Origin of the sequence: Yersinia similis (assembly GCF_001053095.1) — a bacterium.
GTDB classification, from domain to species: Bacteria; Pseudomonadota; Gammaproteobacteria; order Enterobacterales; family Enterobacteriaceae; genus Yersinia; species Yersinia similis.
The window spans coordinates 24,379-49,580 of record NZ_CGBP01000029.1 but is presented as its reverse complement, the minus strand read 5'-3'; the positions used below and the strand labels follow the sequence as shown (position 1 = coordinate 49,580).

Below are 25,202 nucleotides of genomic sequence, written 5' to 3'. Positions count from 1 at the left end.
ATTTTGAGAGTTGTACCCAATTAAGAGTTGTTATTAATTAAGAATTGCTCTCAATTAAGTCTCATTAAATGGAGGTTGGTGTGGGATAGGCTATTTCTCTGGTCTTATCGAAGACTGTCGGATAACCAGCTCGCCTTCAACCTTCATTTTCAACGACAGCAAGGGTTGTTGCTGAGTGATGTTGAGTAAGGTATGCAGCGCCATTTCGCCCATTTCACCGTAAGGTAAGTCTACTGAGCTTAATTCTGGCGACAGTTCAGAGGAAATACTTTGATTATCATAGCCCACGACCGCGATATCATCGGGAATACGCAACCCTTGTGACAAAATCGCCTGATAACACCCGAGTGCTATATAGTCACTACTGCAGAAAATCGCTTCTGGTTTGGCAGTGAGTGCCAGCAATTCCAGTGTTTTTTTATACGCTTCCTTCAATGACCAGTTTGTCACCTGGATATAGCCTTCATCAGGGCAGATATCATGGTTGATGAGCGCTTGCCGGTAACCGCTAATACGGTCGTTGGCGGCATCCATCCACAGTTCGCCAGCCAGAATGGCAATCCGTTTATATCCCTGCTGCAATAAATGGCTGGTGGCCTTATAAGCGCCAATTTTATCTGCGGGTAAAATACAGGGAACATCGGGTAGCTCAGGGCAATAACCATTCAGCATCACCATTGGAATGGACAGATTATGAAACATCGGTGCTAACTGGCTGGTCATGCAAGAGGCGTAAATTACCCCCTGATAACCTCCCCGACGGATTTCCTCTTCAAGTGCTGCACAGTGCTCTGGTTCATTTTCCTGATCAAAAATCGCCAACAGTTTATTGTGTTGCCAGGCTGCCTGTTGAACAGCACTGATCGCTTCAATAAAAGGATCGTGGTTTATTAGCCCATTGATAATTAATGCTATTTTATCTCTGGCAATGGGCCGTTCCACGGCTTTATGGACATAGCCCATCTCCTGAGCAATACGCAGTACTTTTTCTCTGGTGTCATCTGCCAGTTTGATGCTGTAAGAACCGTTTAACACCAATGAAACTGTTGATTGTGATACTCCCGCTTTAGCCGCAATGTGGCTCATGGTCACTTTAGTTTTTTTATTCATATTTTACTCATACTGGCTATATTTCATCTTTTTTTATACTAACAGATTTTAGCTAGCAGGGCTGTGCATCAGGGCCTTGCCGGGCTGATATCTCCATTCATTCGATCCGTCTTCGGATGCCTCAGCCATGCTTTATAAAACAATTATAATATAACGTATTGATATTTATTAATTTGTATTTCTTGCTGAAAATAATTTCGTGATGTGTATCACTTTTGATGAGATGACTGTTTGAGATTAGTTTATTAGCTAATATATTAGCTAAAGATGCAGCCACTTATTAGATGAGAATAATTATGAGCAAATGGTCTGAAGAAAAATCATGGGAATGGCATAAACAGCAGGGATGGTTGCGTGGTTTTAACTATTTACCGCGTACCGCCGTCAACTGGACTGAAATGTGGCAACAGGATACGTTCGCTCCGGCCTGTATAACTCAAGAGCTGCAATGGGCTGCTGAGGCTGGCTACAACACACTGCGGACCAATTTGCCCTTTGTTGTTTGGCAGCACGATCCTGATGGATTAATGACTAGAATTGAACATTTTCTCGATATTTGCCAACGTGTTGGCATCAAAGTGATGTTAACCCTAATGGATGATTGTGGCTTTTCTGGTGACCATCCTTTTATCGGGCAACAAAAGCAACCTATTCCCGGTTTGCATAATAGTCAGGCTGCCGCCAGCCCTGGCCGCAATGTGGTCATGCAGCCTTATTTATGGGGACAGGTTGAACGGTATCTCAAAGATATTATTGGTCATTTCGCTCACGATGAACGGATCGTGATATGGGATCTCTACAACGAGCCAACCAACCGCATGATTTTCACCTTAGCGGGTGAAGACGCTTTTGATCCGGCGCTGGAAGAATATAGCCACCAGTTAATGGAAAAAGCATTTATATGGGCGCGGGAGGTCAACCCGACACAGCCACTCACGGTGGGTGCCTGGCATATTGCTAATATTCTGGATCTCAATGCGCCTATTTATCAGCATCCGACGGATCTACGCGCCTTGGAATTATCGGATATCATCTCCTTCCATGCCTATGTACCGTTAGATTTAATGAACAAAGCTATTGGCCTTTTGAAAGAATATAAGCGCCCAATGCTGTGTACCGAATGGTTGGCACGTCATGCCGAATCGAAAATGCATGAACAGTTACCTTTGTTTAACGCTGAAGGTATTGGCTGTTATCAATGGGGGTTAGTCAAAGGCGCGACTCAAACTCATATTCCATGGCCTGAAATTAAACGTACCGATAATGATTATGCGTCCCGCTGGTTCCATGATGTTTTTAATGAGGAGGGTACCGCTTATGACCCCTCTGAAATGGAACTGCTAAAGGCGTTAGCTCTGAAAAATACATAAATATAGCCTGCTCTGCCATAGCAACCTCAGTGACATATCGGGCTGTGGCGGGCATTAAAAATTTATCTGTACCTTACATAATATATACCCAAGTGACTTCGAGATGCAGGTAGGCGGCAACCGAGTAAATTCCCAGGAGCTTAGAGAACTAAGTGACTGGGATGAGCCTGGACAGCCAGCACCTCTGTAGCTTGAAGGACGAAGGGGATAAAAGGCTAAAAATAAATATGAACAATTCAGGCATGAAAATCCCAATGAAAGAGCTGGCGTCTTATTTTGGGTATGGGATGGGGCAGTGTTTCAGTTTTGGGTTGGTTGGGACTTTTATTCTCTTTTTCTATACTGACATTATGGGGATTTCGCCGGTAGCGGCCAGTATGATCTTTTTAATTGCCAGGGTATGGGATGCTATACATGACCCATTAATTGCCGGTGTAATGGATACTATTAATATGCGGCGCGGGAAATTCCGTCCATATTTGTTGTTTACTCCCTTCTTGATTTTCCTCGTTACTGTCGCTGCATTTTATAATATCGAAGCCAGCTTGATGACTAAAACGATATACGCAGGTGTGACTTGTATCCTGTGGGGGACGCTGTATGCCCTTTCTGATATCCCATTTTGGTCAATGAGCACTGTGATGACGGATGAACCGCAAGAGCGAGCTAAAACAGCGACCTGCGCGATGTTGGGTGTGAATGCGGGTATCGGTGCTACGATGATTTTATTCCCTTATATCAGCGGGTTATTTGCTGAGAATAGTGCTGATCGTGGTTATTTTGCGGGTGTTGTTATCCTCATGATTTTGGGGGTGATACTCATGTTGAATGGGTTCTTTAATACAAAAGAACGCGTCAACGTCACGGTGACGGAAAAGGTCACCCTAAAGCAGACATTTATTGTGGTCTGGCAAAATAAGCCGCTATTTTTTATTCTTAGCGCCTTTTTCATGAATGTGTTTTCTAACATCGTGAATACTTTTTATATTTTCTTTTTCACTTATAACATGGGGGATGCTGAGCTGGTTTCTGTTATCGGCTTAATTACGTTCACCTGTGCTTTAGCTTGTCTGGGAACGCCACTTTTAACCCGACGTTTTAAGAAGCGAGATTTATTCATTGCATTATGTGTGTTGGAAATAATCGCTCGCATTGGTTTTTGGTTCACCGGTTATAATAATGTCGTGTCAGTCATGGTATGGCTAACCGTGATCACTGCCATCTTCATGATGACGAATCCACTTATTTCCGCGATGATTGCCGATACCGTAGAGTATTCCTACTATCACACCGGTAAGCGTTGCGCGGCCATCACGTTTTCTGGGCAGACTTTTGTCGGTAAATTGTCGGTCGCTGTTGCTGGCGGTGTCTCTGGCCTGATCCTGTCAATATTGGGATATATGCCTAATGTGGCCCAATCGACATGGACATTGAATGGCCTATTTTTCTGTATTTCTCTGTTGCCCGCCGTGGGTGCCGTGGTGCGTATCCTCATTATGCGTAAATATAAATTTACCGAAGATGAACATGCAATTCTTCGTGAAGAACTGAAACAAGGGAAATTTCACTCTTCAGTGGGCAAATAAAGCGATTCTTAGCAGGGCGTGAACGGATAAAGCCTGCCAGAACAGATTGCTATGGTGTGGGATGGCCTTAACATAATCGGGTTATAGGGGCTTGCGCAATGTCTTAATTTTGCGCAAAGCTCCTTAATTATGGATGGGTGATGAACGGGCGGAATATGAGATAACGCCGTACTATCAGAACAACACTGAGTAGTTCACGCCAAAAGTACGGCCTCGGCCTTTGTAGCTGTATAAGTTGGGTGAACCGTAGGTTGGGCTATACAGAATCGGTGCGCGCTGGCCCCAAACGGTGGTGTACTCTTTGTCCAGCAGGTTTTCGATACTGAAGCTGAGTTTTCCCACGGGTAGGGCGTAGCTACTGAGAAAATCGATGGTGTTGTAACCGTCTATTTTGTTTCCCTTGCTGTCGGAAACATCGAATGTCTGTTGGGATTGCACCCGCAGATTCCAATCGCCCGGTGCCCAGCCAACGTAGGCGGTGGCTTTTGAAGGGCTGGCAGCATCAATAGCCAGTTTCTGCCACTTACCGCTAACCTTGGTTTCAGATTTGATTAGGTTAAAGGTTGCACCGGCACTCCATTCGCTATTATCGAAGAAGTAATCTACTGCGCCTTCTACCCCATAGATTCGGCGCTGATCCGGCAATACATTGATGGTCATGTCTGTTTTGTTGATCGAGATAGTCTGATCCGAAAGCGAGTAATAACCCGCCATTTGGGTACGCAGGTTATCACCGGTATAACGCCAGCCCAGCTCATAGGAATCAACCTTGATGCCCTCTAGTTTGGAGTCATTCACGTTGACGCTGTTTTGCAACTGATAGTGGCCGTTAACCAGCGTGTAGGAGCCAGAACCGTAATATTTCGCCAGATCTGGGATCTCAAATCCTTGTGAGAAGTTGAACCAGGTCTGCTGACTTTCTGTCAGGTGCGCCAGTAAACCGGCATTGAATAGGAAGTTGTTGTAATCCGTTTTCCCGCCAGGCACGGGATCTGCAGAGGTCGCGGAGCCGCTGGCAATCGCTTGTTGCTGTACGTAACCCACGAAATCATCAACCTTGTTCTCTGTGTACTGGTAACGCACACCGCCGCTCAGAGTGAAAATCGGGTTGATGTCATAGCGGGTTTGTAAGAAGGGAGCCAGGTTGGTGGTGGTATAACTTGGGTAACGGCCAACGTTGTAGGCATTTTCTAACGTCATGCCGCCGGATTGCTGTGCCTTCGCCAGATTAAAGAACTGTTGATTGGCATTGAAACTTTCATGTTCCAAATCGATACCGTAAGTCAGTGTTAGGCTATCGATAGGTTCACTGTTCAATGTCAGTTTACTGCCGTAGAAATCGGTTTTTTGCTGTGATGCACCGATAGTGCTCACCTTGCCATCTTTCAGTGTTGGGAATGGGTAGAAGGTTAGTGATTCATCACGGTAATACACTTGCGCCACTAAATCCTGCCCCCAGAAATCCGTGTTGGAGTATTGCAAGTTGATGAGATGGCGTTCGGTACCCGGAATACGGTCTGAATTTAGCGCTGCGCTGTTGGAGGCCTGCCCGGTACCCGTTACTGCTGAGAAGTTTTGCCCCAGATACAAGCCGTGTTTGCCATCGGATTCGCTGTTGAAATACTGAGTGGTTAGCTGCAATTGCTGGTTTTCGTCGATATTGAGGGTTCCCGTGCCCATCACGTCCAGACGGTTAGAATATTGCAAGCCGGTCTGGGTGTTGTCGATCAAAACCTCATTGCCTTTGCCGTCGTACCACCCCCCATAACGTTGATAAGAGACAGAGAATCGGCCGAATGCGCGCTCAGTCCCCCCACTCATGGCGGCCGAGATGTTCTCATCGTGGTCGTTATGGCTGTTAAAGCCGGTTTTGCCGCCAATTTGCAACTCAACCTGTTTTCCTTCCTGGCCTTTTTTGGTCACGATATTGATCAAGCCCCCCGTGCTACCCCCGCCATAAAGTGACGTCGCACCGGAGATGACTTCAATGTGTGCAATATTAAACGGATCGATCGAATCGAGTTGGCGGCTGTCGCTACGTGAAGAGTTCAGCCGCACGCCGTCGATCATCACCATGATTGAGCGGCCACGCATGTTCATGCCGTAGTTGGTGCGGCCTTGGCTGCTGACGTCGATACCTGGGATTAATTGAGCCAAGATATCTTTTATTTCCTTACCACCCTGAACTTGCTGCTCAAGTTCCTGGCCTTCAATCACCCAAGTTGTTTGCGCCATTTCTGCCACGCTGCGGTGTGAGCGGTTGGCTGAAACCACAAGTTGATCCTCTGCCCATGCCGCTGGTGTGAGCATGACCAGCAGACACGGATTTAATACCCAGAGGTGTTTGCGTTTCATTGTGACTTTCTCCCATATTGGTCTATGGCGTTAAATTTCGCCTGTTATATTTTGACGCTTGGTGCCGTATTTAAATGTCGATGCAGTTGAGCACGGGATGTTCCGGGTGGGCAGGGACACCAGACTGTTGGCTGCGCCATTGGATCACCGCCGGGGTGGAGGTTAAATCGAACTGAGTACGCCCTAAAGCCCGGTTGAGAATATGTGCTGATCGCCAAGCCATCAGGCTGAGCTGAGGTTCGGCAATGCCGTGGCTATGCATACCGGCATTCACGGCGAACAAGCAGTTTTCACGCGGGCCTTGCCAGTCGAGGACAAAATCTGGAGCCACTTGGTACTGGCAATCGGCGGTGGTTTGCAGGCGATCAGCCAGTGGATCGAGAAACGCTGGGCGATCCTGCTGGTAACCGGTGGCGAAGATTACCACATCGGTATCAAAAGTCTCTGTGCCTTGATCGAGATGGTGATGGGTGAGTAATTGATAACTGTTGCCTCGTGTATGCATATTGGTCAGTGAGCGGCTGGGGAGCAGGCGCGCCCACGGTTTTTCACGTAACACTTCAAATTGGTGGTACATAGCACGGTAAATAGCCAGTAGCGATTCACTGGTAATGCCGTCAGAGGTCATTCGCTGTTCTGCCAGCATATGCTGTTTGGCGCTGTCGTTCAGGGTGTAGAAACTCTCAACGTATTCCGGCATGAAGTACTCATTGGCAAAAGCGGCTTCATCCAGTGCGTTGTAGTTGTTACGGCGTGAAATCCAGTTCAGTTGCTTTGGCTGCCCCCATGCAGCGAGAAAGATGTTCAGGAACAGGTCAGCCCCGCTCTGGCCGCCGCCCACAATGGTGACGCGTTTACCGGTCAGATCTGGATTACGCAGTGCCATTTCGCTGGCATGGAAGCAGCGGTCATTTTGCTCGGTCACACAGTCTGGCAGTTTGATGCGTTTGCCAATCCCCAGGCAAACGTGGCGCGCGTGGTAGACATTACTTGGGGTGGTCACGACAAAATGGCGCTGCTGGTCGTCAAAATCTACGCTCTGAATATCTTGGCTAAACTCGAGCGAACTCATGCCACTGGCGGCCCAGCTAAGGTAGTCCGCAAACTCCTCACGGGAAACGGTCCGGTGCTCGGTGGTCAGAAAACGGTAGAATTTCTTATGCTGCACCAGATAGTTAAGAAAGCTGTAAGTGTTAGTCGGGGAGACCGCGCTGACCAAGTCTTTCAGGAAGCAGGTCTGCATATGGCAGTCCGGCACCATCATGCCAGGGTGCCAGGAAAAGTGTGGTTTACGTTCGAGAAATTTACTGTTAAAGCCAGAAACTTCACTGCCAAGTGCGGCAATACTGAGGTTAAATGGGCCGATGCCAATGCCGATGAAATCCAGAGGCTGATTCATTGGGCTAGCTCCTTGGTGACCAAATAAAGAGGGTTATCCAGATCCTGCAAATAATCAGGCAACATGCGGCTGCCGCCGTCCTGTTCTGAGTAGGTGAGTTTTACTGGGTTGAGGACCACACGGATAATCTGTGGTTTAAATAAATTGAATAAGGTAAAGCGGTCTGCCAGGTCTGGATGCTGCGCCATGTAGTGCCCCAGCACCTGTGCCAACAGTTGATAGAAGCGATATTCGCTCAGGTTGCAAGCCTGCATCAACGGTGAAATAAAGCGTAATACGGTGACAAAATGGCCGGTTTGCAGATCGTGGATGAGGTAGTCGGCAGATAAGCGCACAGTCACGTCTTTAACCACGTTAGGCAGTGAGGCTGCTTGCGGAAAATCTTTATCGACCAGACGCATATCGCCCTGGAAATCTTTCAATAGGATGCGCTGTGGTACATGGTCTTTCATTACCAGAGTGATGTTCTGGCCGTGGGCAATTAGCGCCACGCCGTAGCAACACATCAGGTGGTACATTGGCACCACTACCACGCGGAACATCTGCTCCAGCCAGGCTTCAGCATTTAACCCCGAACGTGCAATATAGGCCGCGATCAGCGGATGACCCTGATTGTTGGTTTCCATCAGCGTCGCCATCAAAATGGCATGTTCACCCTCTCGCAAATAGCAGGACGGATTCTCTCGCCAAATCACACCGAACATTTCCTGGCAGCGATAAGGCGCATTGGCGAGTGTGGCGTAGGTCTGGTGCAGCATATAACCTGCGGCGGGTTCACCGAGGATCTCAGCCCCGCTTTCATGCAGTGTGCGGTCTTGTGCGAAGACTTGCTGCAACCAGCGCGAAGCCGCCGGGCCTGCGCTGATGTATTTGCCTGGGATGCCACGATAACAAGAGGTATTGTAAATGGTGAGTGGCAGTTTGATATCAAATGGCACACGGCGGCTGACATTGGTTAATGTGCGTAACGATTGTTGCGCCAGATAGTGATCGCCAAATTCACCCAGTTCGATCAGTTCACCTTCGGCCAGTTGTGGCAGGAAGTGCAAGGCAATTTTTTGCTGCCATTGCCACGGATGTAAAGGCACCGGGACCCAATCATCATTCAATTGGCACTCGCGCCAGCGGCGATCAAAGCGTTGACGTTCGGCGGGGTCCATGGCGCTGTTGAGCAAGTTTTCTAACGGGTATTCGGCATCCACGCACCAGATAAAGCTGCCACGTTTGGCTGCGACCCAATGCAGACGAAATTGGCCCTGATATTCGGGGGCATATTGCTGCAGGGCGGTTAGACCCCAGCCGCGGCGGCCTTTGTTGAAGATAAATTTCGGGTGACCAGCCAGCAGGCATTGCAGGGCATCATCATTAAGGGCGATCAACGCTTCCGCACTCATACCGTGGCGAGCAGAGAGTAACTGCATGTCACCACGCAGTGTGGCGTACAAGTCTTCAAGGTGCTCCGCGACCTGCGAATCGTCCATCTTCAGCACCAGCGCCAGTTGGCGCAGCATATGGTCAGCGGCGAGCGGTACACCCTCACAGCGCAGCGTGGCAGGATCAATATGTAACCAACCCCAGATACCCCGCTTGCCGTTAAAGGTGTAAACCGCGCCGGGCAAGGTGATGCGCCATGTTTCACCGTGTAATTCAGCACGCAGAGTGCGCTCATATTCGAGTTCGCTAAGGATTTTAGCGATCATGTGGCGATTAACCTGCTGCCAGTTAGCATAATCGGTGGTGATCATCGTGTACCCTCCCGGAAGAAATCGGCGCGTTGATTCATGATCAGACGCGAACGTTTATGCGGGAAATCAAACTCTTTTAAGGTGTGGTAGCCAGCGGCGGGTAGGTGGTGGAACAAACGCTGGTTATCAATACGCGGTTCTGCCACTACGCGCGTGGTGCGCGATTCGTCCAGATACAGATAATGCGTTAGACCACGTAACCAACTGTGTATATATTGCGCACCGCGCCAGTTCTCTTCACCGACCAGCATATGCAACCCGCGGTCAAAAGGTTGCCAACGGTAGTGGCGGCCAATGCGGTCTTCCGCCGCCCAGTACACTTCGAAATAACCGAATGGTTGATCATCGAAACATCCCAGCAGCGGGTAGCAATAGGGGGAGTCTAATTGGCGTTGCAGATAAGCTGCCTGCACGTCAAGTGGGCCGCTCATTTCCCAAAAAGCATCCACGCGCGGTGCGTTCATCCAACGGGTGAACTGGGGGGCATCGTGATCGACTTCCGGTAACCGGAAACTCAGGGTACGTTTGATGTTGGGATCGAAGCGGCGATAGACTTCTCCGTCTGGGCGGGGCGGGCGTTGCGGATACCAGAGATGTCGCTCGGTATCATATTGCATCTGGCCCGCAGCCCGGTTGCGTTCTGCACCCAGCCACAGTGGTAACTGATAAAATATCTCCCGTGCCACATAGTCGCTGCTGGTCAAGGCAAACAGAGCCAGCGCCTGCGGTGCATCGCGCCACTCGACATATGGCAAGGCGATACCCGTCAACAGCGGTGCGGCGATGAACAGTTGATCCAGTGCTTGCACCAACCAACCTTGCGGTAACGGCCCAGGCAAGTGCAGTACGGCACTGCCGTCAAGCCCGAGAGCAAGAGGCAGCGCCTTTCCCAGATGTTCACAGTAAAAACTGCCACCGGAGTGTATTAACTTAGCGTGTGGCTCCATTGATCACCCCCTGGTGCAGAGGGTTAACGAAATCGAAGTAGATCACTGCCGGATCAACGATGGTGTTTTCGTTGTGATCGTGTAGATAGCAGAAGAAATTACCTTTGCAGTTCCAATGTGGGCTATCAAGTACGTAATCCAAACATAAGGTGTTTTTGGCGCAAGCCCGCAGGGCGCTGAGTGCGTCACGAACACGAACCATCAAATTTTCCTCGTTGTCGAAACCTGCGGCAGCCAAAGCAGCCGTTACCGCCAGGCTGGAGTTCACCAGCAGGTAATACGGGAAATAACGTAATAATTGCTGTTCGCTAAAGCTATTTTCCGCTTCGGCTTCGCCAATCTCCGCCAACCATGGCATCGCGCTCTGGGTAAAGCCGCTCCCTTGGCAGTCGCGGTACAACATACCGACTGGCAGGTCTTGCTGCATCTCCACCAGAATATTTTGCTGATGCGCTAACAACACCAGCCCGTAGTCAGCTTCGGTGCTGAACAGTGGCAATAATATGTGCTGGCAGTAAGCATCCAGCCAGCAGAAAGCGGCCTGTTGCAATGGCAGATTCAGACGGGCAGCCAAACGACGCACAGCACTGGCCAGCAGGCTGTCCCCCCCATCGGGCGCGGCTTGTGTCAAGGTGACCAACACATTGGTCTGGCTATCGGGTTGGCTGAATAGCAGGTTGTCGCGTAGTACTAACAGACTCTCTTCTTGAAGAGTGAAATCGGCTGAACGCAAACCGGCCCAACCGTCCTCCTGCATCACACGGAAAGCCGGGTAGCGCGCTTGCAGCTCTTGCCAGCGGGGCGTTTGAGCCAAACGTGCCAAGCGCATACCGCGTTTGGCTTCTTTTACCGACAGTGTTCGTACTGAGTTGGTCAGGCGCACACTGAGTGAGAACTTGACCATGTCGTGGTTTGACGGGCTGTACAGTGAACGTGAAGAACTGGTGGGTAGCCAGCGTTCACCGGCTTCGCCCAGATCATGCAACGCGTTTTGTTGTAATAATTGCTGGCACCAGTCTTGTTTCAATAGGTGATCGGCTTGCCAGGGGTGCATGGGGAGCAGCCAAACGTCATCGGTAAAATGCGCGAGTAATTGTGGGGCGCTTTCGCTGGCAAAGCGTTGCAGCCGTTGTTGTAGCGTTAGCTTGAGGCTATCGCCGCACAGGTAGCGTTTATCGACCGCAAACCAGCGTAGTGGAAAGCGGGAGGCAAAATCGGGCAGATAACGCTGGGCCTGTTTTTTATCAAAGGGTTGATGGGATTTCGGTGCCGGGTGAAAGGCATGGCCGGCCAGTAATCCTTGTTCTGCCTGGGCAAAATTAAGTGGTTTATCGCGTAATGACGGCCAGTCCAGACGAATATTAATCGCCTGCTGGGTATTATCATGACTTTCCCGCACCCTTTGGTGGAAACGTGCTACCACATCATCAGACAGCTCACCTTTTACCGTTGGTTTCTCCAGCAGAAGCGTCACCAACTGTTCGAACCCGAGTTTTACCGGGGTATCATCATCCTGCCTATCATTATCCTGCTGATGTAGATAGGCAGGGAATAGATAGTGATGATGTTGTGTTGGGGAGATATGGCATAAGGCAATGTGGATAGCGTGTGAAGAGGAAAGAGGAATGTGGAGTTGTGGGTACTGTTGGTTGTTCGTTGCCGGAACGATCTGCCAGTCCTGGGTTTCACGAATCAGCGCGTTGAGAAAACATTGAGCAGCCACATCGGTTGCTAAGGTTTCTACTTGGATAGTCATGATGTCATGTCGCTTATTAATTCACTGAGAACGATCCTTATATCAATAATGGTTATCATTATCAATTGGTATATGATACGATTTTTCAATAAATTTCCCTCAAAAAACCACACCTTTATTAACGGTTAATTTACTTTTAATGCGCATATCCTCAGAGTCTGACGCTCGCTCAAGCGGGTTTACATCTTCTACTCATTGGCCCTTAGCGTGCTGCGTCGGGTTACTGGGTATCGGGCAAAACGGTTTATTAGTGGTGTTGCCGGTATTGGTAAGCCGCACTCACCTGTCATTGTCGGTGTGGGCGGGTCTATTGACACTCGGCTCCATGCTATTTTTAGTGGGATCGGCGTGGTGGGGCCGGCAAGCCGAGATCCGTGGCTGCAAATTTGTTGTCATCATGGCACTGGCAGGCTACTTGCTTAGTTTTGTTTTGTTGGCGCTGGCAGTGTGGGGATTATCCGTAGGGGGGTTATCAGAAATGGCCGGTCTGGGCTGGCTAATCGTGGCTCGTATTATTTATGGCCTAACCGTCTCTGGTATGGTGCCCGCTAGCCAGACCTGGGCATTACAGCGTGCCGGTTATGAGCAACGGATGGCGGCGCTGGCGACCATCAGTTCGGGGCTGAGTTGTGGCCGCCTGCTAGGCCCATTGTGTGCTGCCCTCGCGCTCTCAATACACCCGATGGCCCCCCTGTGGCTGATGGCGATAGCACCACTGATCGCACTGCTGGTGGTGTATCGCCAATACAATGACCCGCCGTTACCCCCAGTGGTACATCAACAGAATCGGTTACGCTTCAATATGTTGCCTTATTTGTTGTGCGCGCTGTTGCTTGCGGCAACCGTCAGTCTGATGCAACTTGGCCTGGCACCTCACTTAAGTCGATTGTTTAGCCATTCGGCCACCACGGTGAGCCACCACGTGGCAATTTTGCTCAGCATGGCCGCCGGTTGTACGTTGCTGGCACAGTTTTTGGTGGTGCGACCACAACGTTTTACGCCACCTCAGTTGCTGCTAGTAGCAGCCTTGCTCATGGTGCTTGGCTTAGGGCTGATGTGTGTACAGCCGCTGGCATTATTCTACGTAGGTTGTGCGCTGGCTTCTTTCGGCGCCGCGATGGCGACACCGGGTTATCAACTGATGTTGAACGACCGGTTGTCTACAGGAAAAGGTTCCGGCGTGATCGCTACCAGTCATACATTGGGCTATGGCATGAGCGCATTGATGGTGCCGGTAGTTGCAAAATTTTACGGTGAGTCACAGTTGATGGTCGCGGCGCTAATGATGGCCGTTTTGTTGGGGAGCATTAGTGGCTGGTTGTGGCATCAGCATCGAACAACCGCCCATTCTGTGGGAGAGTAACTGGCGCTGCCTGGGAGGCCAGAACAATCTTTTAATCCAAACAATCTGTTAATTCATATTCTGTACAATATATTGATATGCCCACAATGGCCCTGACAAAAACCTCATGAAGAGTGCCTTCTAAAACATAAACTGACAACTTATGTTGCCAGTTTATGTTCGACTTACTGTGTCTTTATCTTTCTTCCAATGGATAACGCTGAGAACATCACTGCCCAAGCACTTTTAGACCATCCCGATAGATGCCTTGTAAATCATACCAGTATATAACGGCTTCGACCTCTTCAGAACCATACTCCCACACTGCCGCAACGTGTTTCGTCATATAACAATTCTTCAGACTACTCTGCGTACCTGATTAAAATCCGGTCGTCATATCTTTACCAAATAACTTTGCTAATTTAAAAAATTTACTCTCATCTTTATAATCTTTGGAGTTAATTAGGGTCCTTACTTCTTTAAATAAAGGTAGTGATTTCACATCGTCTTTACTCTTTAAGCCTAATATTTTTTGCAGTGACTCTGGTTCATTAAATTGTTTTCTTAATTCATCAATATCTTTGAATTTAATGGGTTCTTCTTTTCCAGAGAAGTAAATATTCATTGGTTCTTCTTTGGTTTTTTTTGTCAAGTAGGATAATGATTGGAAAACGAGTTTAAGATATTTTCGGGTTGCCTTTAATGTAGGGTCTTTATACATTTTCTCTTCAATTTCTTTATATTTAGACGCGTATGAATCTAATTCTTCTCCTGTAAAAATAATATCGTGAGCCTGTTTGACATAGGTTTCTTCATTTTCTAATGCTCGGCGTAATTTTTGGCAAGACTCTGTGCCATTGTTTTTATCATGTCCAGATTTTTTTACTAACTCATCAATGTCTTCTTCTAACTCGTTAATGTTTTTTCCTGACTTGTTAATATTTTTTTCTAAATATTTAATTTTCCTATGTTTAGGAACCATATGTTTATTTGTGTCTATATCTTTATATAATATATCAGTTATTTTCTCTTGCTCATTATGACCTTCAATGGGAAGACTCAGAAGATTGGATTTTGCGCCGGCGTTTTTATGCAGGTAAACAAATTCACCGCTGGTGCCTGCTCCTGAGGTTGTAATACCATCGGCATCAATTAAATACGCCAAATGCATGGCATTGTAATCAGGGATGGCGCCGGGACCACAGAAAATAAAAACTTTGTTTTTATAATCTTCACTATTTATTTTATTAATAATGTAATTTAAAATAGTGTTTGTCTTGTTATGGGCATATATATATATCACATTTTTAATATCACTGGATTTATCTAAATTTTCACTTTTCACAACGCCAACATAGGGGGATTTTTTTTGATGGTTAATATCATTAGCATTTATCGCAGCGTTAAAAATTTTTTCATATATTGCATTTCTAACATCTTCCATTTTACTATTTTCGTCACCGAATTGATTTAAGGTGGAAAGTGCGCCTGCTAATGTGTTTTTACCCCCCAGGCTGATATGAGATATCTTCTCACCCCGGCCCCCTAAGACCTTAGCCAAAACCGCATTTTTCATATTTAGATTATGATTAGTATTTTCCAAATCTAAGAGTATTGCATGATTTTGTTGATCTAATCGTTGATTATCTGAAATTCCATGGTTTTTCGCTGCTTTTTGTAATGCAGGGTCCATATCAGAAAGAACTGTAATTTTATATTCATCCTTCAGGCTCTTTATAAGTGTATTGGCTGTCATACGTTGTAATTGATTAATGTTATTACCTTCTTTATAATCGTTTACTTTTTCAATTGTTGGCGTTAATTCTCCATAATATTTTACTAGAAAGTTATTTTCTTCTTTTATTTTATTTTTTTCTTCTTCAGTAATGTTATCTTTAGAGAGCATAATATTTACTTTTCTATATAATGGCTGCAACGCTATGCGTGTAATAATTTTAGCATCATTTGAACTTCCGTCTTCATTAAGGTAACCGTAAACAGGTTTTTCTGATTCAATTATTTTTACCCTGATTTCTCTATCGAGTATATTTTTTGCAAGATTGTTCAATCCCTCTGGGCGATCTTTATCCTCCCACTTAGGCGGGACATAAAATACGACTAACTTGTATTCATCTAGAGTGCCCTGAGCAAGGGCGTACTTCACGATATCCAGCGTACGGCCAGTATGCCCACCACCAGTAGGAGAATACCCTACCACTAATACTTTCGTCTTCTGACTATCTTCAGTTGTACTGCTACTTGGTCCATCATCAGTTTTTAGGCATTTTTTGGGTGTGTTATATTCATATGAACTGTTGCTTTCTGTAGTATCAGAACCTTTATTTTTTTTGGGTTTTTCACATGTTTTTAGCATATAGATCTCCTGGGTATTTTAGAAATACTTGGTTAGGTTATTGTGATGTTTTTAGGTGCTTATAATAAATAAACGTAAATGTTGTTTTATCTGATCTATATGGAACCTCTCTATATTAGATAAGCCATGGATACAATTTTAATTATCTGTTGTGAAATTAAAAATATAATGAATTAAGGTAATTTTTTTACTGATTATTTACTTTGTTAAAATATAGTTATAAAACTAGCCTCTATCATTTTTCCCATTAAGGGGGCTTAATTCCATGCCTATTGAATCTCAGATTTTAGGCAAGCCAGCCGGATATACTCCTGTAGCCCCGTTATTTGCTGGTCGGCGATGGCGATCCGGTACCGGAGATCGAAATAATGCCGTTTAGCGGCGTCAGTAAATCGGGGTTGGGCAGCATCAACCACGCTGGAGGTTCGGGTGGCCCCATTTCTAACGGGCACGGAACCGATTGAGTTGAACTGCAAGCGCCGAGAGCCAGTGGCAACAGCATTGCGCAAATCTTCAATGGTCGTTTTTGCATGGGCGAGTTCCTCTGTATGCTGTTTATCCAGTGCGGCAACGTGTTGTTGTTGGCGCTTTTGTACGGCAAGGACGGTATTAGCCGTGGTCAGAGCTTGCTGACTTTGTCGAGCTGAGTTCTTCCAATCAGTGGCAAGTCGATGGTAATGGCGCGTGCTCAGTACTGAACCGATCAATGCCAGTAGTAAAAGTAATCCAGTAAATAAGATGGCTCGATTCGGCATGGCTTGACCTCCGGTTGATCCGAGTAACGGGTGATGTTCATATCTATGTCCTATATGAGAACTATGATTGGCATAAATAAATGAGTCGAAAATAAGTCTGTTTTTTTTGGACATGGTCCGTATTACATTGGTCTGGGTATTTAAAATAAATAATTTATTATGGGTAATGCTGTCGGGATAACTCAAAATGCGGCCCATCCTTAAGTGAGATCCAATCTCCTCCCCAGATAATAGGAATATTAAGATTTTGTGCGGCTTGCTTAACGGTATTCGCGAGCTCAGCAAAATTTGACCAGTTACTCCATGGGATCATGCCATTGATTAACGGTGCCAAGTCAACAGCATGGCCGGTTAAATGCCGGCTGTTTAGCGTTTGACTGTGTCCACTATTAACCATTTTTTTTTGGCTTTCTGCTGTTCTAAGGCCTTCAATAACGATGAAGTCTGTGTGAGTTAGGTATAAGGTTAAGTGAACTACTTTCACCAAATCAGGATGTACACCATTTAAGTGTTTTTCGCTTCTTTCGCTGAATTTAAATAGGTTATTTGTGCTCATTTTTATCTCCATGGCTAAAAAACTTTCTCCATAGATAATGTATCCCTGAGCTTCCCATGGTTCCGAACAAACCTGATATAGCAAATGTGATATAAAGGCTGACACCACTCTCAAAACTGAGGAAGCCACCAAGGAATCCAGAAAAATTGGAAATAACTATCTGACTTAATACTTCTTTACTGTCCCATTCTTTATTTTTTTCTTTTATATCAATAATGTACCTAACAAGCCCTCCCCAGGCTGCTAATAATCCTATAATTAGCCATATAATAATGACCTCAAGGCTTGGGGTGTCTAATTCCATATGCTCTCCCTTTGGTTGTAGTGGCTCTTTTATTTCACTTTTTTATCTGTTTTTTATTGATCCCTCGCCCCCACCCTGTATATATATGTTAACTATGGCGGGTGTGGAATGAATAATAACTTAATTAGGCGAGTCTTACGTGTTTGTGATCTTATATTGCGCAATAAACAACGTGTATAAAATATAAATTGCATAAAAGGCAAATTGCATTGTTAGCAATGTACTTTCTTAGGAATTTTTTGCACAATTAATATCGATGTGTGAGTGTGTTTCAATATTTTAATAGAATGTGTCCTTTTACATTTTGTGGCGGTAGCGTTGTTTTTACATGCTCATCAGATCAATGACAGTTTGATTCTTGATTTTTCACTATGTATTTTATTACTAATCAATGAGGTTATTATGTCTACAAGTGCATCGCAGATTTCTGTTGAATATCCAATTCCTACTTATCGTTTTATTGTATCCATCGGTGATGAGCAAATCCCATTTAATAGTGTATCAGGTCTGGATATAACCTATGACACGATTGAATATCGAGATGGTGTGGGTAACTGGTTTAAAATGCCAGGGCAGCGTCAGTTGATTAATATCACCTTGCGAAAAGGTGTTTTCCCTGGAAAAACAGAGTTGTTTGACTGGATTAATTCAATTCAACTTAATCAGGTAGAGAAAAAAGATATTACGATCAGCCTGACTAATGATGCAGGTACAGAGTTACTCATGACCTGGAGCGTCTCTAATGCTTTCCCTACCTCACTGACCTCGCCTTCATTTGATGCCACCAGCAATGATGTTGCTGTTCAAGAAGTGACGCTAGCGGCGGATCGGGTAACGATTCAATCTGTTTAATTTATTGATACTTATTTTACTCTGATAAAGGAATTATTATGACGACGAGTACCAGTTATCCTGGTGTTTATATCGAAGAGCTAAATAGCCTGGCTCTTTCCATTTCAAATAGTGCCACTGCTGTGCCAGTTTTTGCTGTAGGAGAAAATAGTAATATTGTTGACGAAGGTGAAGCAACCCGAATTAACTCATGGATGGATTATCTTAATCTCGCTGGTGATTTTAATCATAGCGATAAATTAGCTATTTCTTTACGTGCTTATTTTACTAATGGTGGCGGCTATTGTTATCTCATCAAAACCAGTGATCTAGAGGCGGTCATTCCAACCTTAGATGATGTGACATTATTGGTTGCCGCTGGTGAGAATATTCAAGTAGCAGTGGATACGTTATGTCAGCCCGGCAAAGGGTTGTTTGCCATTCTTGATGGCCCTAAAACGGCTTTGACAATAAATGGAGTCGAAGATGCTCAGAGTAAATATACCGCGACTCCATTTGCGGCAGTTTATTACCCTTGGCTAACCGCTGACTGGGCTGATGCTGATATTCCGCCAAGTGCTGTTATGGCGGGGGTATATGCCGCAGTGGATCTGTCCCGAGGTGTGTGGAAAGCACCGGCTAATATCGCGTTGAAAGGTGGTTTGGAACCGAAGTTTCTGGTTACTGATGACTTGCAAGGGGTCTATAACTCGAATCGGGCTTTCAACATGATCCGAAACTTTACAAACACGGGCACCACAGTTTGGGGGGCAAGAACGCTGGAGGATAAAGACAACTGGCGCTATATCCCGGTTCGCCGTTTGTTTAATACTGCAGAGAGAGATATCAGACGGGCCATGAGCTTTGCCGTTTTTGAGCCGAATAGCCAGCCGACCTGGGAGCGGGTACGTGCGGCGGTCAGCAATTATCTCTATGATCTGTGGCGTCAAGGGGCCTTAGCCGGAAACAGTGAAGAAGAGGCGTATTTTGTGCAGATTGGTCTAGGTGTCACCATGACCGCTGATCAGATTAATGAAGGAAAGATGATCATTAAAATCGGCATGGCGGCAGTTCGGCCAGCGGAATTTATTATTCTTCAGTTTACCCAAGATGTTGAACAGCGTTAATTCACTGATTATGAGGAATTACCATGCCTGCTATTTCAAGAACAACACCGGGTGTTTATATTGAAGAAGATGCTTCATTGGCATTCTCTGTTAATAATAGTGCCACGGCCGTACCTGTTTTTATTGGTGAGTTTACTCCTAAATCGGTAGATACCACGACGGTTTGTACCCGTATTAATAATTGGCTTGAGTTTACCTCGGCTTATTCTCTGGCTCCTGCAACTGAAGTTGTAATTAAATCCACTGAATCAGTTCTCCTGACAGCAGATTCTGAAACAGTCCCTAAGTCTAGAGCCAAATCGAAAAGTAAAGTAGCCGACGTCACTGAAAATAAGTGGGAGTACCGTATTGAAGACGTCAAGTTTTCTCCCGCAGTTGAAGCATTGCAGCTCTATTTTCAAAATGGCGGTGGAGCCTGTTATATCTACCCAATAAAAAATGCTGATGATGCTCTGGCAATGGCGGCTATCCCTGATGTTATTGAGCAAAAAGGGGACATTACCTTATTAGTCTGCCCGGAAAGTAAAATTACCTATAAAACAATGGTTTATAACGCATTAAAAACACTGTTAAGTCAAAAGGTCGGCTACTTCCTGATCGCGGATAGTAATGATGGTGATTCGGTGGCGAATGTGAGTCAAATTCCTCAGGCTGCCGTTTACTATCCTCAACTGGAAACTAACCTGAGACCCTCTGTGTTACCTGATGATGAAAATATTATTGTCAGTGGTTATGAGAATGAAGAGGGTAAGGATCAGTTTAAGACCTTGGCAGCACTGCGGGAGGAAAACCCAACGCTGGCTGGAGATATTGATGACAAGATGCAGCTAGAGCAGCAGCGTATGGTTATTATTCCTCCGAGTGCGGTTATCGCCGGCGTTTATTGCCAGACTGATAGTAGCCGAGGAGTGTGGAAGGCACCGGCCAACGTTGTGCTCAATGGCATTGGGGGCCTGCTCGATAAGGTTGATGATCAACGTCAGGGAGATATGAACGCCAGAGGGATTAACGTTATTCGTTTCTTTAGCGGCCGGGGCTTCGTTGTTTGGGGCGCACGTACCTCTGTTGGCGACTCGGGAGATATTAACTGGCGTTATATTCCGGTTCGTCGGTTATTCAGCTCGGCTGAACGGGATATTCGTCAGGCACTGCGAAGCGCGCTGTTTGAAACCAATAATCAGCCTACCTGGATACGAGCCAAAGCGGCTGTTGATAACTATCTTTATGCCCTTTGGCAGCGAGGGGCATTGATGGGCGATCGCCCTGAAGAGGCTTATTTTGTCCAGATTGGTCAGGGTCTCACCATGTCTGATGATGATATCAAACAGGGCAAAATGATCATGACGATCGGACTGGCAGCAGTACGGCCGGCTGAGTTTATTATTCTGCAATTTACGCAAGATGTTGCTCAATAATCTCCATGAGAAAAATATCAGGCACCGTAATTTTATGGTGCCTATCTAACCACTGATGGAGGACATGATGATGGAGAGAACACAGCCGGGTGTCACCTTGACCGACAGTATAATATCCACCCGTCAGGGCGTGATAGCCACAGCTGTTCCCGTATTTATTGGTTATACCGACTATACCGCAAAAGAAAAAACTGAAACGGTCGCGATTCGTGTTGATAGTCTGGCGGATTATATCCAGACATTTGGCGACCAAAGTCTTATGGCATTTGCTGTCAGACACTATTTTGATAATGGGGGCGAGCAAGCTTTTATTTTACCACTGGCAGGGAATATGCCATCCGATGTAATGACCGAATCTGAAGCAGATAACCTTATATCAGCATTACAGGACGTTTCAGTTAGTGCAACTATTGCGGGTGAACCGCGGATTACGTTGATTTTGGCACCAGATATATCCCGCCTTAATGACAGCCTTATTACGAGCAACTTAACGCATCAAAATTTGTGGTCTGCCGGTTGGGCCGCATTGCTGGAGCTCAGTCAGGCCAAACCTAACTTATTTGTGCTGTTGGATGCACCTGATGATGTTGCTCTCGCCCGGCACTGTTTACAGAGGTTGTCGTCAACGTATCGCCAATGGGGGGCGGCATATTGGCCAAGAGTGGAAACAACTTACCGCAATACTTCTGTTGAAGGGGCTGAAGCGCAACGGATTGTGTTGTCACCCACGGCGGCTATTGCGGCAGTCATACAGTGTACTGATAACAATGTCGGGGTGTGGAAAGCGCCCGCGAATGTGGTATTGACTCAGGTGATTAGACCGGTTAAGTCACACTTGCAAAGTGATGAGTTGTTTAACGCCAGCGAAAGCTCTCTCAACCTGGTGCGTAGTTTCCCAGGGAAAGGTATTCGTATTTGGGGATGCCGTACCCTGGAAAACAGTGACAATACACCATGGCGTTACTTGCAGACTCGCCGCTTGGTTTCTTATGTCGCCGCTAATTTAGCTCAACTGACCCGCATGTATACCTTCGAACCGAATAATGAGCTGACATGGATGAAATGCAAAGGGCAAAGCTGCAACTGGTTACGGCAATTATGGTTACAGGGGGGGCTTTATGGCACACAGGAAGATGAGGCGTTTAATGTCCTGCTGGGGTTAAACGAAACGATGACGGAGGAGGATGTTCGTGCTGGGAAAATGATCATGAAAATAGAGTTGGCGGTGCTATTCCCGGCTGAGTTTATTGAGATTAATTTGGTATTTGATACCCGCACGGGTGCCCTTTTATCTTAAAAGAGGAGAGATCACGATGAGCGATTACAACACACCGGCAGTATCTCACCGTTTTATGGCCAGTTTTGTCTTTAACGGTATTCCCAATCCACTGGATATTCGCTTCCAGCGCATATCCGGCCTTAGCCGGGAGTTACAGGTTACTCAGTACAGTGAGGGTGGCGAAAATGCCCGCAACACCTATTTCGCTGAAAAGATCCAGCATGGCACCCTCAGACTTGAACGTGGCGTAATGACGGTATCTCCCCTGACCATGATGTTCGATCGGGTTTTGCGCGGGGAAAATGTTATCTATGCCGATGTGGTGATTATGTTACTGAATGAGAATTTGCTGCCGCTGTCCACTTGGACGCTAAGTAATGCGCTGCCGGTAAGCTGGCAAACCAGTGATTTTGACGCCAGCAGTAATGCCATATTGGTGAACACACTTGAATTGCGCTATCAGGATATGCGCTGGCTGGGAGTCAAGGTATGACAGTGGAAATCAGAGAGTTAGTTATTCAGGCCCGAGTGGCGCCTGCCACCCCTAATAACCCTGCTGAGCAGCAAACACGTTCTTTGGTGCAGGAGAGTCTGGATGAGGCAGCTTGGGTGGATAGGATTAAGCGTGAAGTGCTGGCGGCACTGCGCGATGGGGAAGGGTGGCGTCCATGAGTCTGATTGAACGTGGTTTGGCGAAACTGACCATCGATGCTTATCAGGATCGGGAAGGGAAAAAATGGGCGGGGACATTACAGGCTATGTATAACCCGACAACCTTGCAGTTGAACTATCTAACGGACTATTTGCAATCTCAGGCCATTAATAACGAGAAACAGAGCAGTACTTATGTACAAGCAAAACCTGCAGGGTTATCACTTGAGCTGATTTTTGATGCAACCATGCCAGGCAATAAAACGCCAATAGAAACACAACTCACGCAGTTAAAACAGCTCTGTTGCGTGGATGCCACCAGTAAAGAAACCCAATTTCTACATATTAAATGGGGGAAAATGCGCTGGGAAAATCGGGGTTACTTTGCTGGAAGAACCAAAGAACTGTCAGTGAGCTATACCCTGTTTGATCGCGATGCAACACCATTACGGGCGAGAGTTTTCCTGACGTTAGTCGCCGATGAAAGTTTGATATTGCAGGAAACTGAACAAAATCTGAAATCACCGGCGAAAATTGCACTACGGGTTCAGGATGGAGTCTCTTTGGCACTGATTGCCGCCAGCGTGCCATTAACCTTGGCAGGGGGTGCCGATTATCTGATGCTCGCCCAGCAAAACGGGTTGGATAACCTAAATGGTTTCATCCCTGGCGACATTTTGCAGGCTGCCAGAGGGGAGGATTTATGAGCTATAAAATCAACATCATCGCCGATGGTAAGGTGCTGGCCTTACTGGCCACCGTCGATGTAGATACCTATCATCGTGTTAATAGCATTGCCTCGACGACCATCAAGCTAAGCGTACCGGATCGATCATTATCCTCTTTCCATCAGGCTGATGTTCAGAGGGAATTGGCTCATTGTCAGGTGGGGAAAAACCTGACAATGGAGCTATGTGAGGGGAGCCAAAAATCGGTGCTGTTTAACGGCGTTATTACTCGCCAGTCTCTACGGGTCAGAAATAAACAATTGTTGCTGACTCTGGTTATCAAACATCGGCTACAACTGATGGTGGATACCCAGCACTCACAGCGCTTCAGCGACAAAAGTGAAAAAGCCATCTTAAGTAGTCTGTTGAATCAGGCGGGCGTGAAAGCCAGTTTTGGGCGCATCCCCGCGCTGGATCAACAACATGAACAGATGGTGCAGTTTCGCTGTTCTGATTGGTATTTTCTGTTGTGCCGCCTTTCGGCAATGGGGATATGGCTATTGCCAACGACGGAAGGCGTCAGCTTAGTACAAGCTGAAACACTGAATACGAGACCGGTGCATATCTTAAAAAACCGGGGAGATGGGAATCAAGACATTGTAGTTAAAGATGCTTACTGGCAGTTTGACAATCAGCGAAATCCAGCCTCATTAGAAATCAGTGGTTGGGATATCAGTAAGCAACAGCCACAATCAGGTGGTCGCTACGGTAGCATCGCGACAGGTAAAGGCGCACTTTCTGTTGACCGTTTAGCCTCGCTGAATAAAGAAAGTTGGGATATTCGCTACAGTAGTCCACTCACAACGCTGGAGAGTGGTTATTTGGCTCAGGGGTTATTACTCAATCAGCGTATTTCTGGGGTAACCGGGGCATTCTTACTGAACGGCAGTGGGCGTTATCAATTGGGGGACAGCATTCAATTATTGGGTTTTGGTTCTCAAGTTGATGGCACCGCAATCATTACTGGCGTTCGCCAGCGTTTTAACCGACAAGTTGATTGGGAAACAACGCTGGAAATAGGGTTGCAGCCGGAAAGTTTACCTATGGTGCCTGAAGCGTCGGGGCTACATATTGCGACTGTGGGAAAATATCAGCAGGACGGTGTGGGGCTAAATCGTATCCCAATTATTCTATCAACGTTAAATCGTCCAAATGAATATTTGTGGGCCAGACTCGGGAAGCCCTATGCCAGCCATGAAAGTGGTTTTTGTTTTTATCCAGAGCCAGGTGATGAAGTCATTATTGGATTTTTTGAAAATGACCCGCGCTATCCCGTTATTTTAGGCGCGATGCATAATCCTAAAAATAGAGCGCCTTTTGAGCCGACTCAAGATAATAGAGAAAAAACACTGATTGTTAAAAATGGTGATATAGAACAACAGTTACTTATTGATAGCAAAAATAAAACTATCACAATAAATGCAGGGAGCAACAAAATGACCCTGCAACAGGATAAAGATATTTCGCTGGTAGCCAGGCAGTCAATTAATGCCACTGCGGATAAATCTCTAACCCTATCCGGAAAAAATAGTGTGGAAATTAAAGGCGCTAAAATTAATCTTACCCAGTAAA

At 46.4% G+C, this 25,202-nt stretch carries 21 protein-coding genes; 11 read left to right on the top strand and 10 right to left on the bottom strand.

Annotated elements, in window-relative coordinates; all coding sequences use genetic code 11:
- Positions 1-90: 90 nt before the first annotated feature.
- On the bottom strand, positions 91-1,110 hold the full coding sequence (locus tag AC971_RS17510; protein WP_025381294.1) for a LacI family DNA-binding transcriptional regulator: 1,020 nt from the start codon (positions 1,108-1,110) through the stop codon (positions 91-93).
- 296 nt (positions 1,111-1,406) lie between these two features.
- Between AC971_RS17510 and AC971_RS17505 the strand changes: the two genes are divergently transcribed.
- Complete coding sequence (locus AC971_RS17505; protein ID WP_025381293.1) at positions 1,407-2,480, top strand: cellulase family glycosylhydrolase; 1,074 nt, start codon at positions 1,407-1,409, stop codon at positions 2,478-2,480.
- A gap of 161 nt (positions 2,481-2,641) precedes the next feature.
- Positions 2,642-4,066, top strand: a complete 1,425-nt coding sequence (locus AC971_RS17500; protein WP_025381292.1) for an MFS transporter — start codon at positions 2,642-2,644, stop codon at positions 4,064-4,066.
- Positions 4,067-4,240: 174 nt separating this feature from the next.
- Here AC971_RS17500 and AC971_RS17495 read toward each other — a convergent pair whose 3' ends face one another.
- The 5 genes from AC971_RS17495 to AC971_RS17475 all read right to left on the bottom strand — a co-directional run bounded on the left by AC971_RS17495 (position 4,241) and on the right by AC971_RS17475 (position 12,268).
- Positions 4,241-6,421, bottom strand: a complete 2,181-nt coding sequence (locus tag AC971_RS17495; RefSeq protein ID WP_025381291.1) for a TonB-dependent siderophore receptor — start codon at positions 6,419-6,421, stop codon at positions 4,241-4,243.
- A 70-nt stretch (positions 6,422-6,491) separates the two neighbouring features.
- Positions 6,492-7,820 (bottom strand): lysine N(6)-hydroxylase/L-ornithine N(5)-oxygenase family protein, encoded by a 1,329-nt coding sequence (locus AC971_RS17490; protein WP_025381290.1) that lies wholly within the window; start codon positions 7,818-7,820, stop codon positions 6,492-6,494.
- The gene (gene iucC, locus AC971_RS17485) at positions 7,817-9,565 is read right to left on the bottom strand and encodes an IucA/IucC family protein (protein WP_025381289.1); all 1,749 of its coding nucleotides are present in this window, start codon (positions 9,563-9,565) and stop codon (positions 7,817-7,819) included. Before iucC ends, AC971_RS17490 begins: the two co-directional genes overlap by 4 nt.
- Positions 9,562-10,512: a GNAT family N-acetyltransferase gene (locus AC971_RS17480; RefSeq protein ID WP_025381288.1), complete on the bottom strand. Its 951-nt coding sequence runs from the start codon at positions 10,510-10,512 to the stop codon at positions 9,562-9,564. The genes iucC and AC971_RS17480 overlap by 4 nt, the downstream gene beginning before the upstream one ends.
- Positions 10,496-12,268, bottom strand: coding sequence for an IucA/IucC family protein (locus AC971_RS17475; protein ID WP_025381287.1), 1,773 nt, complete (start codon positions 12,266-12,268; stop codon positions 10,496-10,498). Before AC971_RS17475 ends, AC971_RS17480 begins: the two co-directional genes overlap by 17 nt.
- 139 nt (positions 12,269-12,407) lie before the next feature.
- On the opposite strand from AC971_RS17475, the gene AC971_RS17470 reads away from it, so the two are divergent.
- Positions 12,408-13,631 carry an MFS transporter gene (locus AC971_RS17470; RefSeq protein WP_025381286.1) on the top strand — a complete coding sequence of 408 codons (1,224 nt, stop codon included), beginning with the start codon at positions 12,408-12,410 and terminating at the stop codon, positions 13,629-13,631.
- Between the two features lie 358 nt (positions 13,632-13,989).
- Here AC971_RS17470 and AC971_RS17465 read toward each other — a convergent pair whose 3' ends face one another.
- The 4 genes from AC971_RS17465 to AC971_RS17450 form a co-directional block, all read right to left on the bottom strand.
- On the bottom strand, positions 13,990-15,984 hold the full coding sequence (locus AC971_RS17465) for a hypothetical protein (RefSeq protein ID WP_025381285.1): 1,995 nt from the start codon (positions 15,982-15,984) through the stop codon (positions 13,990-13,992).
- 269 nt (positions 15,985-16,253) lie between these two features.
- Positions 16,254-16,739, bottom strand: coding sequence for a lysis protein (locus AC971_RS24435; RefSeq protein WP_025381284.1), 486 nt, complete (start codon positions 16,737-16,739; stop codon positions 16,254-16,256).
- Positions 16,740-16,896: 157 nt separating this feature from the next.
- Positions 16,897-17,295, bottom strand: a complete 399-nt coding sequence (locus AC971_RS17455) for a M15 family metallopeptidase (RefSeq protein ID WP_025381283.1) — start codon at positions 17,293-17,295, stop codon at positions 16,897-16,899.
- Positions 17,282-17,599 (bottom strand): phage holin family protein, encoded by a 318-nt coding sequence (locus tag AC971_RS17450; RefSeq protein ID WP_025381282.1) that lies wholly within the window; start codon positions 17,597-17,599, stop codon positions 17,282-17,284. Before AC971_RS17450 ends, AC971_RS17455 begins: the two co-directional genes overlap by 14 nt.
- 402 nt (positions 17,600-18,001) lie before the next feature.
- On the opposite strand from AC971_RS17450, the gene AC971_RS17445 reads away from it, so the two are divergent.
- The 8 genes from AC971_RS17445 (at position 18,002) to AC971_RS17410 (ending at position 25,201) form a co-directional block, all read left to right on the top strand.
- A complete protein-coding gene (locus AC971_RS17445; RefSeq protein ID WP_025381281.1) occupies positions 18,002-18,451 on the top strand; it encodes a phage tail protein in 450 nt (149 codons plus the stop codon).
- Positions 18,452-18,489: 38 nt separating this feature from the next.
- Positions 18,490-19,557 (top strand): phage tail sheath family protein, encoded by a 1,068-nt coding sequence (locus AC971_RS17440; protein ID WP_025381280.1) that lies wholly within the window; start codon positions 18,490-18,492, stop codon positions 19,555-19,557.
- A gap of 23 nt (positions 19,558-19,580) precedes the next feature.
- Positions 19,581-20,972, top strand: coding sequence for a phage tail sheath family protein (locus AC971_RS17435; RefSeq protein WP_025381279.1), 1,392 nt, complete (start codon positions 19,581-19,583; stop codon positions 20,970-20,972).
- A gap of 67 nt (positions 20,973-21,039) precedes the next feature.
- A complete protein-coding gene (locus tag AC971_RS17430) occupies positions 21,040-22,269 on the top strand; it encodes a phage tail sheath C-terminal domain-containing protein (RefSeq protein WP_081761308.1) in 1,230 nt (409 codons plus the stop codon).
- 16 nt (positions 22,270-22,285) lie between these two features.
- A complete protein-coding gene (locus AC971_RS17425; RefSeq protein ID WP_025381277.1) occupies positions 22,286-22,744 on the top strand; it encodes a phage tail protein in 459 nt (152 codons plus the stop codon).
- On the top strand, positions 22,741-22,923 hold the full coding sequence (locus tag AC971_RS17420; RefSeq protein ID WP_025381276.1) for a DUF5908 family protein: 183 nt from the start codon (positions 22,741-22,743) through the stop codon (positions 22,921-22,923). Before AC971_RS17425 ends, AC971_RS17420 begins: the two co-directional genes overlap by 4 nt.
- The gene (locus tag AC971_RS17415) at positions 22,920-23,609 is read left to right on the top strand and encodes a CIS tube protein (protein ID WP_025381275.1); all 690 of its coding nucleotides are present in this window, start codon (positions 22,920-22,922) and stop codon (positions 23,607-23,609) included. Before AC971_RS17420 ends, AC971_RS17415 begins: the two co-directional genes overlap by 4 nt.
- Positions 23,606-25,201: a phage baseplate assembly protein V gene (locus AC971_RS17410; protein WP_025381274.1), complete on the top strand. Its 1,596-nt coding sequence runs from the start codon at positions 23,606-23,608 to the stop codon at positions 25,199-25,201. Before AC971_RS17415 ends, AC971_RS17410 begins: the two co-directional genes overlap by 4 nt.
- Position 25,202 lies beyond the last annotated feature (1 nt).